General features: G+C 49.2%; 14 protein-coding genes. 11 read left to right on the forward strand and 3 right to left on the reverse strand.

Annotation, left to right across the window (positions count from 1 at the left end; genetic code table 11):
* The first annotated feature begins 126 nt into the window (after positions 1-126).
* The 11 genes from DXD02_RS13605 (at position 127) to udk (ending at position 11,048) form a co-directional block, all read left to right on the forward strand.
* Entirely contained in the window at positions 127-456 is a 330-nt protein-coding gene (locus DXD02_RS13605) for a cupin domain-containing protein (protein ID WP_022462474.1), read from the forward strand.
* 233 nt (positions 457-689) lie between these two features.
* Positions 690-953: a hypothetical protein gene (locus DXD02_RS13610; RefSeq protein ID WP_055225924.1), complete on the forward strand. Its 264-nt coding sequence runs from the start codon at positions 690-692 to the stop codon at positions 951-953.
* Positions 954-1,382: 429 nt separating this feature from the next.
* Complete coding sequence (locus tag DXD02_RS13615) at positions 1,383-2,036, forward strand: YczE/YyaS/YitT family protein (RefSeq protein ID WP_022461580.1); 654 nt, start codon at positions 1,383-1,385, stop codon at positions 2,034-2,036.
* A gap of 174 nt (positions 2,037-2,210) precedes the next feature.
* The gene (locus DXD02_RS13620; protein ID WP_022461581.1) at positions 2,211-3,056 is read left to right on the forward strand and encodes a purine-nucleoside phosphorylase; all 846 of its coding nucleotides are present in this window, start codon (positions 2,211-2,213) and stop codon (positions 3,054-3,056) included.
* A 79-nt stretch (positions 3,057-3,135) separates the two neighbouring features.
* Positions 3,136-4,446: an amidohydrolase family protein gene (locus tag DXD02_RS13625; protein WP_118666987.1), complete on the forward strand. Its 1,311-nt coding sequence runs from the start codon at positions 3,136-3,138 to the stop codon at positions 4,444-4,446.
* 105 nt (positions 4,447-4,551) lie between these two features.
* Complete coding sequence (locus DXD02_RS13630; protein WP_055225931.1) at positions 4,552-5,724, forward strand: BMP family lipoprotein; 1,173 nt, start codon at positions 4,552-4,554, stop codon at positions 5,722-5,724.
* A gap of 168 nt (positions 5,725-5,892) precedes the next feature.
* The gene (locus DXD02_RS13635; RefSeq protein WP_416388191.1) at positions 5,893-7,440 is read left to right on the forward strand and encodes an ABC transporter ATP-binding protein; all 1,548 of its coding nucleotides are present in this window, start codon (positions 5,893-5,895) and stop codon (positions 7,438-7,440) included.
* 18 nt (positions 7,441-7,458) lie between these two features.
* Entirely contained in the window at positions 7,459-8,580 is a 1,122-nt protein-coding gene (locus DXD02_RS13640; RefSeq protein WP_117762018.1) for an ABC transporter permease, read from the forward strand.
* Positions 8,580-9,515 carry an ABC transporter permease gene (locus DXD02_RS13645; RefSeq protein WP_055225933.1) on the forward strand — a complete coding sequence of 312 codons (936 nt, stop codon included), beginning with the start codon at positions 8,580-8,582 and terminating at the stop codon, positions 9,513-9,515. Before DXD02_RS13640 ends, DXD02_RS13645 begins: the two co-directional genes overlap by 1 nt.
* Before the next feature lie 248 nt (positions 9,516-9,763).
* Positions 9,764-10,405 (forward strand): deoxyribose-phosphate aldolase, encoded by a 642-nt coding sequence (gene deoC / locus DXD02_RS13650; RefSeq protein ID WP_022461750.1) that lies wholly within the window; start codon positions 9,764-9,766, stop codon positions 10,403-10,405.
* A 13-nt stretch (positions 10,406-10,418) separates the two neighbouring features.
* The gene (gene udk, locus DXD02_RS13655; protein WP_118666988.1) at positions 10,419-11,048 is read left to right on the forward strand and encodes a uridine kinase; all 630 of its coding nucleotides are present in this window, start codon (positions 10,419-10,421) and stop codon (positions 11,046-11,048) included.
* A gap of 85 nt (positions 11,049-11,133) precedes the next feature.
* Here udk and DXD02_RS13660 read toward each other — a convergent pair whose 3' ends face one another.
* The 3 genes from DXD02_RS13660 to DXD02_RS13670 form a co-directional block, all read right to left on the reverse strand.
* Entirely contained in the window at positions 11,134-12,012 is an 879-nt protein-coding gene (locus tag DXD02_RS13660; RefSeq protein ID WP_118666989.1) for a DUF3881 family protein, read from the reverse strand.
* 39 nt (positions 12,013-12,051) lie between these two features.
* On the reverse strand, positions 12,052-13,341 hold the full coding sequence (gene serS / locus DXD02_RS13665; RefSeq protein WP_022461753.1) for a serine--tRNA ligase: 1,290 nt from the start codon (positions 13,339-13,341) through the stop codon (positions 12,052-12,054).
* Positions 13,342-13,520: 179 nt separating this feature from the next.
* Positions 13,521-14,036, reverse strand: coding sequence for a DUF4446 family protein (locus tag DXD02_RS13670; protein ID WP_022461754.1), 516 nt, complete (start codon positions 14,034-14,036; stop codon positions 13,521-13,523).
* Positions 14,037-14,045 lie beyond the last annotated feature (9 nt).

The following is a 14,045-nucleotide window of genomic DNA, read 5'->3' on the forward strand; positions in this document are numbered from 1 at the left end:
ACCTCAGATTCCATTTCTATACACGCCCGACACCGATGAGTCATCTCATCTTAATCACACATTTTTAGAACGTGCCTGGGAATTTTTTCAGACACGTTCTCATTCTATCACGGAGATTTATAAACTATGAGCATCATGAAAAATATCAATAAAGCCAAGGTTATGGTCTTAAAAGATCAGGTTTCCTACCAGGAAGGCCAGATCGTCAGCAAAACACTGGTACAGAATGAATCCGTCAGCATCACCTTATTTGCCTTCGACAAAGGCGAAGAAATCAGCACCCACGAGTCCGGCGGCGACGCCTTCGTCACCTGCCTCGACGGAACCGGTGAAATCACCATCGACGGCGTAAAATACGAACTCCACGAAGGCGAATCCATCGTCATGCCGGCAAAACATCCGCATGCAGTGTATGGCAAAGAGCAGTATAAGATGCTTCTGGTAGTGGTATTCTAACGTATCCTTTTTGAACCAATTATTGATATGCCTGGCAAAATAAGGCAGCATGTCTCAGGATTTCCTGTGATATGCTGCCTTGCCTTTTTATTCATTTACGCCTTTTCTATCAGGCATTCATTCTTTTTGGTCTTTTTATCATAATTAATTCCAACCAGTAGAATATCTCCAATATACGGTTCCAATGATGCAATGTACTTTTTCTCTTTGATCTGATCCGTCTCCACCCACAGATGGGCTATGAGCTCCTCAGCAAATGGGATTCCACAAGACCATACGCCGAGGCGGCGCTCTACCACCATCTCTGGTACGACGAAAAAGGCGGCTATCCGCGCGAGTATACCCATAAAGGCAACGACAACGCCATTCTCTACCAGATCCTCACCTGCGCCGATTGTCTCGGTGCGGCAACCGATTCCGTCGGGCGGCTGATCACCGCGGAACGCGAACAGTTATACCGCGAAGTCTTCGGTAAAAACGTGGAGCTGGTTCTATAACTTTGGTTTCTGTTTATGGTGTTAATTCGTATATCCGTATATTGTAGTTCTTTTCAAGGCTCTGTCCGTCTCGCGTGGACACATTGTAAAATGCACAAATTTCATTCAGCTTACATGTTCATTTCGTTAATTTGTTAATGAACGTGTTTTTTCAATTTTATGTTTTGTGTTAATTTATGTTCATTTATTATTCATCATTTTGTGAACATTAAGTTGACATCATCAAAAGAAAATAGTTTACATTTTGGAAAAAATATACTAAAATAACAGAAACGGTCAAATCTCCGCCAAAAAACGGCGGAGATTTTTCTGGAAAGAAGGGCGAAAAACGTGTTGGAAAGACGATCGAAAAATTTCGAAGGAAATGCGTAGAAAATCCGCCCGAAAAGGTGAAAAACCAAGCATAAATCACAGGGAGGAACTCATACTATGAAAGAAATCATCCAGGGCTTCTACCAGAAGAAACATTTCTGGACCCGCCTGATTCTGGTCATCGCTGCCGTCATCCTGATGGGCTTTGCGCTCTCATGGCTGCTTCTCGTCGATCTCGGCACCGATCCGTGTACCTTGTTAAACCAGACCATCTCCACCCGCCTCGGCATCAGCATCGGAAACTGGCAGGCGCTCTTCAATACCGTCCTGCTCATCTTCGTTATCATTTTCGGCGGCAGAAACTTAGGCTTCGGAACTCTCGCAAACATGTTTCTCGTGGGATATTCCATCGACTTTTTCTCCTGGATCTGGGCGAAAGTCCTTCCGGCAGACCTCTTCACCTCGATGGGTGTGCGAATCGCCGTGCTGATCCCGGCGCTGATCCTGTTTATCCTTGCCGCATCCTTCTATATGGATGTTGATATGGGAACTGCACCGTACGACGCAGTATCCTTCATTATCTCCACCCACCTGCCGAACGTTTCGTTCCGTGTGATCCGCATCGTCTACGACTTCGTTGTCACTGCGATCGCCGTTCTGCTCGGCGGAAAACTCGGCATTGTCACCGTGCTGATGGTTATTACCCTCGGTCCGGTCATTGAATGGCTGGGAAATATCATGAAACAGCATCTGAATATTTTTGATGACTGAAATCATTGCTTTTCCGCGCTTTCTATACTACAATAGAACTACCAGATGATCTTTTTTCTAAAAGAAAAGCCTGCCTCCGGGACTCACATCTCTGTGGCAGGCTTTTCTTCCCTAAAAATAACCGAAAAAAGACTCAAAAAGCAGAAAATCATTTATATTAAGGAGGTTTTTCCTATGAGCAACACCCCAAACCCTGTTTACGAAAAACTGATGAAATGCTACGAGAGCTTCCGCTCCCAGATCGATTTCCAGCCGGAAGTCGCACTGATTCTCGGTTCCGGCCTCGGTGATTTTGCGAATGATATCCGCGTTACCGCAACCCTCGATTACCACGATATCGAAGGCTTCCCGGTTTCCACTGTTCCGGGCCACGCGGGCCGTTTTATCTTCGGCTACGTCGGCGATGTGCCGGTTGTCTGCATGCAGGGCCGCGTTCATTATTATGAAGGCTATCCGATGACCGACGTTGTTCTCCCGACCCGCCTCATGAAGCTGATGGGCGCAAAAGCACTGTTCTTAACCAACGCCGCCGGCGGCATCAAACAGGGCACAAAACCAGGCTCTCTGATGCTGTTAAACGGCCAGATCGCCTGCTTCGTTCCATCTCCGCTTATCGGACCGAACATCGACGAGCTCGGCACCCGTTTCCCGGATATGAGCCAGATCTACGACCTTGAATTCCAGAAAATCGCACGGAAAGCCGCAGCCAGCCTTGATATCGACCTGATGGAAGGCGTTTATCTGCAGCTCACCGGCCCGCAGTACGAGTCCCCGCAGGAAATCGCCATGTGCCGCACCCTCGGCGCAGACGCGGTCGGCATGAGCACCGCCTGCGAAGCCATCGCTGCACGCCATATGGGCATGCGCGTCATCGGTATTTCCTGCATTACCAATCTTGCCGCCGGCATCTCCCCGCAGCCTCTGTGCCATGCGGAAGTTCAGGAGGCAGCTGACATGGTTGCACCGCAGTTCAAAAAACTCGTTGCCGCAACGATTCAGGGCATCGCAAAGACACTGTAAACACACAGCGGCCGGGGTCTGTCAAAAAAACAGGCCCCGGCCGCTGAAAACAGCACGTAAAATAAAGGAGAGATCTTTTTTGAATACACGTTTTTACAACGCCAAAATTCTCGTCTTCGACGCTGAAAACCATTTTTCCATCGCCGAAGACGAACTTCATGTCACCGGCGACACCATCACCTATATCGGACCTGGTAGAAAAGCAGATCCAGATGCCGCAGAGACCACTGTCTTCGACCGCGAAATTGACGCCCGCGGCAATCTTCTGATCCCGGGCTTTAAAAACGCACACACGCACACCCCGATGACCTTCCTCCGCTCCTACGCGGACGATCTCCCGCTCCACGAATGGCTCGAGCGCCAGGTCTTCCCGAACGAGGCAAAGCTCGCCGGGGACGACGTTTACTGGCTCAATATCCTCGGCATCATGGAATATCTGACGAGCGGCATCACCTCCAATTTCGACATGTACATCCAGCAGAAAAACAGCATCGCTGCCACGGTCGACACCGGATTCCGCACCGTTCTTACCAGCGGTCTCAACAACTTCGTCGACAGCCCGGAAATTCTCGAAGAGATGTATAACTATGTCAACAAACTCTCCGACCGCACCTCGTATCTGCTCGGTTTCCACGCCGAATATACGACCGGCGGCCCGCTTCTTGAATCCGTTGCCAAACTCGCCGAAAAATACCATTCCCCTGTCTGGACACACAACGCCGAAACAAAAAGCGAAGTCGAGGGCTGTAAAGAGCGCTGGGGACTCACCCCGACACAGCTGATGGAACGCTTAGGCATGTTCCAGTACGGAGGCGGCGGCTACCACTGCATCTGGATGGAGGACCGCGATTTTGAGATCTTCCGTGACCGGAAACTGACGGCCGTTACCAATCCCTCCTCAAACCTGAAGCTCGCCTCCGGCATCTGCCCGCTGAAGCGTTTTTACGATAACGGCATCAACCTCGCCATCGGCACTGACGGGCCAGCCAGCAACAACTGCCTCGACATGTTCCGCGAAATGTTCCTGACCACCGGTCTTTCCAAAGTCCGTGAGATGGACGCCGCAGGAATCCCGGCTGATGCGATACTCTACATGGCAACCGCAGGCGGCGCACACGCGATGCAGCTTACTGACTGCGACCGTCTCGCTGCCGGCAAAAAGGCCGATCTCGTCATGATTGACCTCCATCAGCCGAACATGCAGCCGGAGAATAATCTGATCAAAAACCTCGTTTACAGCGGCAGCAAACAGAACGTAAAGCTTACCATGGTAAACGGTCAAATCCTCTACGAAAACGGCGAATTCCATATCGGCTTTGACCCGGAAGAAATTTATGCAAGATCCAACGCCATTATCCGAAGAATTTCCGGCTCGCATGCAGATAATTAGTGGATTTCACGCAGTTTTTCCTTTGCTTGACATACTTTTTTCTTTTATATTATAATGTAGCCATACACGCAAAAACGCTGTACCTCTTGAAAGGAGAATACTATTATGAAAAAGAAAGTAGTTAGCTTACTGCTTGCAGCCGCCATGACAACTGCTGCACTCGCAGGATGCGGTTCCTCCAACGGCTCCTCTTCCTCCGACGCATCCACAGGCGCCGATTCCACCAGCGCAACTTCCGCTTCTGCTTCCACAGATGGAGAAAAAAAAGACGCCGCAGGTGAGAAAATTGCCATGATCACAGACTCCGGAGATATCACCGACGAATCCTTCAACCAGATCACCTGGGAAACTGTATGCGCCTACGGCGATGCAAACGGCGTAGAGTACGAGTACTACAAACCGGCAGAGGATACCGATGAAGAGCGTATCAACTCCATCGATCTTGCTGTTTCCGAGGGTGCTACCGTTGTTGTAATGCCAGGTTACCTGTTCGGACCTGCCATCGCTGAAGAGCAGGACACCTATCCGGATGTAACCTTCATCGCAGTCGATGTTACCGAAGGTGATATTGTAAAAAACGGCAAAGCTGTTGATCTCGGAAAGAACGTGTACATCTGCTCCTTCGAAGAAGAGCAGGCCGGCTACCTGGCTGGATACGCTGCAGTAAAAGACGGCTACACAAGTCTTGGTTTCCTCGGCGGTATCGCTGTTCCGGCCGTTATCCGTTTCGGTTACGGTTATGTACAGGGTATCAACGCTGCTGCTGAAGAAGACGGCGTAGATGTAAACGTAAAATATTACTATGGCGGCCAGTTCTACGGCGATGACTCCATCACCGCCCGTATGGAGGGCTGGTATGCAGACGGAACACAGGTTGTATTCGCCTGCGGCGGCGGTATCTGGACATCTGCTCTGGATGCAGCTGAGACACACGACGGAAAAGTTATTGGTGTAGACGTTGACCAGCGTTCCAAAATCGGCGAGCGCTGCCTGACTTCCGCTATGAAAGGTCTTCCAAGCGCCATCAACAACGCTCTGGATTCCTACTTCAGCGGAAACTTCTCTGAACTTGGCGGAACTGCTCAGCAGCTTGGACTGAAAGACGGAGATTACATCGGCCTTCCTACCGATTCCGAATCCTGGGGATTCACAACCTTCACACAGGATCAGTATGAAACTGTACTGGCTGGTATCCGCGATGGTTCCATCGAAATCTCCAGCGATACAGAAAATCAGCCGGAAGTAGGTTCTCACGTAACCGTTGATTACATCAGCTAATGTGCATACTGTTTCTGTAACAATATGCCTTTTGGGGAAGAGAATATTATTTCTCTTCCCCTTTTTTTCTGTCACACAAAATGCTATACTAGACATAATGAAAGCCCGCAGTTCTGCCCTGTTTTCCATGCCTTCGGCAGTCCTGCAAAACCACGCTTGAAAGGGAATATGTATATGGAAAATGAGTACATTATTGAGATGTTGAACATCACCAAAGAATTCCCGGGTATCAAGGCGAACGACAACATTACATTACAGCTCAAAAAAGGAGAAATCCATGCTCTGCTTGGAGAAAACGGTGCAGGAAAATCAACCCTGATGAGTATTCTTTTTGGTCTGTATCAGCCTACCTCCGGAATCATCAAGAAGAATGGGCAGGAAGTCCATATCAACACGCCGAACGACGCCAACGATCTCAACATCGGTATGGTTCACCAGCACTTTAAGCTGGTCGAATGTTTCTCGGTTCTCGACAACATCATCCTCGGCGTAGAGCCGACCAAAGGCCTTTTCCTCGAGAAAAAGAATGCCCGTGCAAAAGTCATGGAGCTGAGCGAAAAATACGGTCTGATGGTCGATCCGGACGCTCTGATCTCAGATATCACCGTCGGTATGCAGCAGCGTACCGAAATTCTGAAAATGCTCTACCGTGACAACGAAGTCCTGATCTTCGACGAGCCGACCGCGGTTCTGACGCCGCAGGAAATCGACGAGCTGATGAAGATCATGAAGAACCTCGCAAAAGAAGGAAAATCCATCCTCTTCATCACCCATAAACTCAACGAGATCATGGAAGTTGCCGACCGCTGTACGATTCTCCGCAAAGGAAAATACATCGGAACCGTCAACATCAGCGAAACTTCCAAAGAAGAGCTCTCCCGCATGATGGTCGGAAGAAACGTCAGCTTCTCCGTCAACAAAAAGCCGTCAAAACCGGGCGACACCGTTCTGAAAGTAGAGCACATAACCGTACCGAGCAAGGTGCACGGAAACAACGCCGTCAAAGATGTTTCCTTTAATGTAAGAAAAGGCGAGATTGTCTGCATCGCAGGTATCGATGGAAACGGCCAGTCCGAGTTCGTTCAGGGCCTCACGGGACTGGAAAAAGTATCCGGCGGTAAAATTCTGTTCAACGGACAGGACATCACGAAAGCTTCCATCCGCGACCGCTCCAAGATGGGCATGAGCCACATCCCGGAGGACCGCCATAAACACGGCCTCGTGCTGGATTACTCCATCGAGCAGAACATGGTGCTGCAGCGTTACTGGCAGCCGGAATTTGAATCCTTCGGCTTTATCAAATCAAAAGCCGTGCGCGAATATGCCGAGCGCCTGATCGAGCAGTACGATGTCCGCAGCGGCCAGGGTCCTGTGACCATCACCCGCAGCATGTCCGGCGGAAACCAGCAGAAAGCGATCATCGCGCGTGAGATCGACAAAGATCCTGATCTTCTCGTTGCGGTACAGCCTACCCGTGGTCTTGATGTCGGAGCCATCGAATACATTCACAGCCAGCTCGTTGCACAGCGCGACAAGGGAAAAGCCGTTCTTCTGGTTTCTCTGGAACTGGATGAGGTTATGGATGTTTCCGACCGTATTCTTGTTATGTACGAAGGAGAGCTGGTCGGCCAGCTGGATCCGAAAACCGTTTCTGTCGAAGAACTCGGTCTCTACATGGCAGGTGCAAAACGGGATCCGGTTCCCGAAGAAGTATAAAAGAGAGGTAAGAAAAGCATGAACGAAAAAACGAAAAACGCTCTTCTGTCCATTGTCGCTTCTCTTGTATGTATTGTGATCGGTCTTCTTGTGGGATTTATCATTTTATACTGCATCAACGCGGAGAACGCAGTGGATGGATTTACACGAATCATCAAAGGCGGCTTTTACTTAAAGCCGAAAGGAATCGGAAGTGAAATCGCTCAGTCCGCTCCCCTGATTATGACCGGACTTTCGGTTGCATTTGCTTTTAAAACAGGTCTGTTCAACATCGGTGCTGCCGGACAGTACACCGTCGGTGTCTTCGGCGCCCTGTATTTTGCCATCATCCTCCACATGCCATGGTATGTATGCCTTCTGGCTGCTATGGTCTGCGGAGCCATCTGGGGAGCAGTTCCTGGTATCTTCAAAGCATACTTCAACGTAAATGAAGTTATTACTTCCATCATGTTCAACTGGATTGGTCTTTATCTTGTCAATGAGCTGATGTACAACACCATCCCGGACATGTATGATCAGAAGACCACACGTACTTACAAATTAAGCTCCGCTTCTCCGAAATCCCTGATTCCGGACTGCGGCATGAACTCCATTTTCCGTACCAGTTCCACAACGATTGCGATTTTCATTGCGATTGCCATTGCGGTCATCATCTACATCGTTCTGAACAAAACAACCTTCGGCTATGAGCTGAAAGCCTGCGGGTTCAATAAGGATGCTGCCAAATACGCCGGCATCAACGAGAAGAGAAACGTTGTTCTCTCCATGACCATCGCAGGTGCGCTTGCCGGAATCGGTGCAGGCCTCTACTTCCTCTCCGGTGCATCCGAGTGGAACCCGCAGGTATCGACAGCACTCCCGGCCATCGGATTTAATGGTATCCCGGTTGCGCTTCTTGCACTTAGCAACCCGATCGGCGTTATCTTCGCTGCTCTCTTCGTTGCTCATATTTCGGTCGGCGGTGCTTACCTGCCTACGAAATATTATCAGCCGGAGATCGCGGACCTGATCGTTGCCGTTATCATTTACCTTTGCGCATTCGTTACCCTGTTCAAGGGCATCGTTGCAAACCTGTTCAAGAGCAAAAAAGAGCAGAAAGCAAATGCCAATGCAGACAACGGAAAGGAGGAGAAGAAATAATGTTCCTTTTAATTAAATTTACCTTACTGTACGCCGTTGTTCTGATGCTCGTTGCGATGGGCGGTATGTTCTCCGAGCGAAGCGGTGTCATCAACATCGCGCTGGAAGGAATCATGGCGATCGGCGGCCTTGCCGGTGTCTTCGTCCTGGTTCTGTTCCCGGACCTCCCGGCTCCTGCACTTGTGGCACTTTCCATTCTGGCGAGCGCCGTATCCGGTATGATCTACTCTCTGCTGCTTGGCTTCTCCGCCATCACACTGAAAGCAGACCAGACGATCGGCGGAACCGCGCTGAACATGCTGGCTACTGCCATTGCCATCGTCCTGGTAAAAGCATTCAACAACGGCTCGGATGCCGGAAACGGTGCAGCTTCCGCAAAGCTGAACTACACCAACGCCGCTTTCATTTACAAGATCGGACCATTTACCGTGAACATCTTCCTGTTCATCGGCATCATCCTTCTGATCTGCAGCTACGTGTTCCTCTTCAAAACGAAATGGGGACTGCGCCTGCGTGCCTGCGGTGAGCATCCACAGGCAGCCGACTCTGTTGGTATCAACGTATACCAGTGGAGATACACCGGTGTTATCATCTCCGGTGCACTCGGCGGTATCGGCGGATTTGCCTACATCGTTCCGTCCGTTACCACCTGGAACTTCGAAGTCGGCGTAGCCGGTGCCGGATTCCTTGCCCTCGCTGTTATGATCTTCGGTCAGTGGAAACCGTTCCACATTGCCGGAGCAGCCGTATTCTTTGCGGTATTCCGTTCCCTGGCAAACATTGCGGACTCCACCGTCCTCTCCCATCTGGGACTGTCCAAGAACATTTACAACATGATGCCGTTTATCGCATCCATGATTATTCTCGCCTTCACATCCAAGAATTCCCAGGCTCCGAAAGCCGAAGGTATTCCATACGATAAGGGCGCAAGATAATATGTAACTATTCAGAGCCATGTGAAATGGAAGAAAAAATTGCGAATCATGCTTGCATGAATGAGCGGTTTTTTCTGGAATTTCATATGGCGAGCAGCCACATCGAGATGCAGCGCAGCGGAATCGAGATGTGGCTCTGAATAGTTACAATTTTTAAAGGCAGAGCCGTTAAATCCGAACTGTGTTTTTTCGGCTCTGCCTTTTCTCTATCATTCTAATTTATTTTTCATCAAAGAAAGGAAAAAATTATGCTGAACACCAAATTATTTGACCACACTATCTTAAAAGCAGACGCAACCGAAGCACAGGTTGCAAAGATCTGCGACGAGGCACTTGCACATGATTTTGCTTCTGTCTGCGTCAACCAGTACTACACCAAATTCGTTGCTGAAAAGCTCAAAGGATCTGACGTCAAAGTCTGCACCGTTGTCGGCTTCCCTCTGGGCATGTCCGATACCCGTGTAAAAGCGTTTGAGACCCGTGCGGCCATCGAAGACGGTGCACAGGAGGTTGATATGGTCATCAACGTCGGAGCCCTCAAAGACGGCAAATACGACTTCGTACGCTCCGATATCCAGACCTTAAAAGAAGTATGCGGCAAGGACATCGTTCTGAAAGTCATCATCGAGACCTGCCTTTTAACCGATGAAGAGAAAGTAAAAGCGTGCGAGCTCGCAAAAGAAGCCGGCGCTGACTTCGTAAAAACCTCCACCGGATTTTCTACCGGCGGTGCAAAAGCGGCTGATGTTGCCCTGATGAGAAAGACCGTAGGCCCGGATATGGGCGTAAAAGCTTCCGGCGGAATCCACAACGCAGACGAGGCACAGGCTATGGTAGATGCCGGCGCAAGCCGTCTCGGAACAAGCGCAACACTGGCTATCATCGGATAAAAAGGAGTTTCTTATGGATACGATACTGATAGGAATTGCCGGAGGAACCGGCAGTGGAAAAACGACACTGGCAGATAAGCTGGTAGAAAGTTTTGGACGCGATGAAGTGAGCATTCTGCGCCATGACAACTATTACAAACGCCATGACGATATTCCTTTTGAGGAGCGTGCCAAATTAAATTACGATCATCCCGATGCCTTTGATACCGACCTGTTATGCCAGCACATTCTCGAGCTGAAAGCCGGAAAATCCATCGAGATGCCGGTTTACGATTATGCCATGCAGAACCGCTCGGATAAAACGATTCTGGTCCATCCTGCCCCGGTTATCGTGCTCGAGGGCATTCTCCTCTTCGTTGAGAAGGATCTCTGCGATCTGATGGACATCAAAGTCTTTGTCGATACCGATGCGGACGTGCGGATTCTCCGCCGGATCCTGCGCGATGTAAAAGAGCGCGGCCGTTCTCTGGACAGCGTTGTAACGCAGTACCTGACGACCGTAAAACCGATGCACGAGCAGTTCGTAGAGCCGAGCAAGCGCCGTGCCGACGTGATCATCCCGGAGGGCGGACAGAACACCGTTGCGCTTGAAATGCTGATCGAGCGGGTGCGTAAGCATCTGAATCTGGTGCAGAACCAGTAAACATCCGTTTATCGTTATAAAAATCTGCAAAAAAGAGCGAGGACTGAATTTTCTCTTTTCAGCCCTCGCTCTTTTTATTTTTCCCTTACAGATGTTCCAGCATTCCCTGCAGCCAGATCTGGCCTTTGAAACGTCTTCCCACTTCCGGTACTCCAAATAAATCCTTTTCGTTGATACAGATGTCTATCGGCACATCGTTGCAGACGAGGCCGAACTCATACACCTGCTCGCCCGTTACCGCGTTCTTCGTTGTATTCATCTCCGTAATTTCACCCATCACGCTGTACTGGTCACATTCAAGACCGCTCGGCATGAAAAAGCTATCTACAATAGAAAAGACATCTTCCTTCGTCAGACGCTGGGAAATCATGGCATATGTGTCAATATCATCCATGGTGAGACTTTCCATCGCATCCTCATCCCCGTTTCTGGCAGCCGAGATCAGTGAATTCTTCTGCTGCGTGCTGCGGCGCTCCTTCTCGACCTGTTCCGGGTCTTTCTGGATCGGAAGCAAAATTGTTCCTTCCGCTGCAAGACCGGAGACAGAAAGCGGGAGCGGAAGCGGCTGCAGCGCATTTTTCTGTTTCATCTCAAGATATTCCGCTGCATGCGTCAGATAAAAGATCATCGTGATGCCAAGCCGCATATCGTCGCAGGCGCCTGCAAACGATTCCTTATCGACGTGGCGCTCCACCGATACCTCCTCGTAGGAGCTGATCTGCCCGCCCTCGAAATAGGGATAATAATATTCCATCTGGAAACGGTTGTTCTCATCAATTTCCCCACAGACCGTGATACCACAGTCATATGCATATTCTTTCGAAAATTCAGCAAAAAGGTGGTGTTCTTCTGTTTCCACAATCTTTTTACGGTCGTAGTTTTCTACTACATCACGAAGAATCTCCTGGAGTTCCTTCGTCGTCTTGATCTTTGAAAATCCAATGGTTTTCAGGTAAGCGTGCATAAGAACACCTCCTCTCATTCCTTTGTATTTCTTATGCGATTAGTGTTTCGGAACCAGTTTCTCTTTTCCGCCCATGTACATACGAAGAACTTCCGGAATGCTTACGGTTCCGTCTGCATTCAGGTTGTTCTCCAGGAATGCGATCAGCATACGCGGCGGAGCAACTACGGTGTTGTTCAGGGTATGTGCCAGGTATTTCTTTCCGTCCTCGCCGTTGACACGGATTTTCAGACGTCTTGCCTGTGCATCACCAAGGTTGGAGCAGCTTCCTACCTCGAAGTATTTCTTCTGACGCGGAGACCATGCCTCAACATCGACAGATTTTACTTTCAGGTCAGCCAGGTCACCGGAGCAGCACTCCAGAGTACGAACCGGGATATCCATGGAACGGAACAGGTCTACGGTGTTCTTCCACAGTTTGTCATACCACATCATGCTGTCTTCCGGTTTGCAGACAACAACCATCTCCTGTTTCTCGAACTGGTGGATACGATAAACACCACGCTCCTCGATGCCGTGTGCTCCTTTTTCTTTACGGAAGCACGGAGAGTAGCTGGTCAGGGTCAGAGGCAGTTTCTCCTCCGGGATGATGCTGTCGATGAATTTACCGATCATGGAGTGCTCGCTGGTTCCGATCAGGTACAGATCCTCGCCCTCGATTTTGTACATCATGGACTCCATCTCAGCGAAGCTCATAACACCGTTTACGACGTTGCCGTGGATCATGAAAGGCGGTACGCAGTAGGTAAATCCGCGGTCGATCATGAAATCTCTTGCATAAGAAAGGATGGCAGAGTGGAGGCGTGCAATGTCGCCCATCAGATAATAGAATCCGTTTCCTGCAACTTCTCTTGCTGCGTCCAGATCGATTCCGTCGAAGGACTCCATAATGTCGGTGTGATACGGGATTTCAAAATCCGGTACAACCGGCTCGCCGAAGCGCTCTGCTTCTACGTTCTCGCTGTCATCTTTTCCGATCGGTACGGAAGGATCGATGATGTTCGGGATCACCATCATGATCTTCTTGATTTCTTCTTCTACTTCTTTTTCTCTTGCAGAAAGAGCCTCGATGCGGGAACCGTCAACAGCTACCTGTTTCTTTACTTCCTCAGCCTCTTCTCTCTTGCCCTGGCCCATCAGTGCGCCGATCTGTTTGGAGATTTTGTTTCTTTTTGCACGAAGTGCTTCTACTTCCTGTTTGATATCACGGTTTTCTTTGTCCAGCTCGATGACTTTATCAACCAGCTCCAGTTTCTGATCCTGGAATTTATTTCGGATATTCTGTTTTACAACTTCCGGGTTTTCTCTTAAAAACTTAATGTCTAACATAATTTCCTCCTAGTAGATCTTATCCCCTCATTTTGGCGGGATTCTTTTTGTTCTTTCCAGCCCGGAACCACTGCCGTTTTTCCAGCATTTATGCGGGTTTGGCGCGTTCCAGTACCATCATATAACAGTATATGCATTTTTTCAAGCGTTCTTTCATGCTGTTTTTCTGCGGTCCGCTTTTACATCAGATCGATCGAATTCATCGTAATTGCCTGGCGCAGCGCGTCGATTTCCTCGGCGCTCAGCATGATATAGGACTCGCCTTTTACGATCTCTTTCAGATATAAAAAACAGTTGTCACGGCTGTGGATTGCATTCAGGATAAAACCTGTGTTTTCTTTGTCGAGCATTGCCAGCGCAAAACTCATCTTTCCGCCCACATCGTCAAACGCATCATATTTTACGATTCCGTATTTGTTCAGCGTCATGCCCTGGATCTTTTTCAGATCCGCAAGATTTTTTTTCGTCAGCTCATTCTGCTTGTTCAGTTTGTCAATTTCCTTGAACCGCTGATGAAACAGCTTTTCGAGTGACTGGGCGTCTTTTCCCTTCATAAAGCTTCTGTACTTCTGGTTCAGTCTGCTCAGACGCAGCGACATGCTGACCGTCATAATCATCATCACGATAATCAGTACAATCAGAAGAAGTACAACAACGCCAAGGTCAATTCCTACCTTACTAAATAAATCGCTCATTATTCTACC

The organism is Blautia sp. TF10-30 (genome assembly GCF_003481245.1).
Lineage (GTDB): Bacteria > Bacillota > Clostridia > Lachnospirales > Lachnospiraceae > Fusicatenibacter > Fusicatenibacter saccharivorans.

Excerpts from the sequence above, each read along its gene's own strand:
- serS (WP_022461753.1), bottom strand. The coding sequence starts at position 13,341 with ATGTTAGACATTAAGTTTTTAAGAGAAAACCCGGAAGTTGTAAAACAG.
- DXD02_RS13630 (WP_055225931.1), top strand. The coding sequence starts at position 4,552 with ATGAAAAAGAAAGTAGTTAGCTTACTGCTTGCAGCCGCCATGACAACT.
- DXD02_RS13615 (WP_022461580.1), top strand. The coding sequence starts at position 1,383 with ATGAAAGAAATCATCCAGGGCTTCTACCAGAAGAAACATTTCTGGACC.
- DXD02_RS13610 (WP_055225924.1), top strand. The coding sequence starts at position 690 with ATGGGCTATGAGCTCCTCAGCAAATGGGATTCCACAAGACCATACGCC.
- DXD02_RS13645 (WP_055225933.1), top strand. The coding sequence starts at position 8,580 with ATGTTCCTTTTAATTAAATTTACCTTACTGTACGCCGTTGTTCTGATG.
- DXD02_RS13620 (WP_022461581.1), top strand. The coding sequence starts at position 2,211 with ATGAGCAACACCCCAAACCCTGTTTACGAAAAACTGATGAAATGCTAC.
- DXD02_RS13670 (WP_022461754.1), bottom strand. The coding sequence starts at position 14,036 with ATGAGCGATTTATTTAGTAAGGTAGGAATTGACCTTGGCGTTGTTGTA.
- DXD02_RS13640 (WP_117762018.1), top strand. The coding sequence starts at position 7,459 with ATGAACGAAAAAACGAAAAACGCTCTTCTGTCCATTGTCGCTTCTCTT.
- deoC (WP_022461750.1), top strand. The coding sequence starts at position 9,764 with ATGCTGAACACCAAATTATTTGACCACACTATCTTAAAAGCAGACGCA.
- udk (WP_118666988.1), top strand. The coding sequence starts at position 10,419 with ATGGATACGATACTGATAGGAATTGCCGGAGGAACCGGCAGTGGAAAA.
- DXD02_RS13635 (WP_416388191.1), top strand. The coding sequence starts at position 5,893 with ATGTATATGGAAAATGAGTACATTATTGAGATGTTGAACATCACCAAA.
- DXD02_RS13605 (WP_022462474.1), top strand. The coding sequence starts at position 127 with ATGAGCATCATGAAAAATATCAATAAAGCCAAGGTTATGGTCTTAAAA.
- DXD02_RS13660 (WP_118666989.1), bottom strand. The coding sequence starts at position 12,012 with ATGCACGCTTACCTGAAAACCATTGGATTTTCAAAGATCAAGACGACG.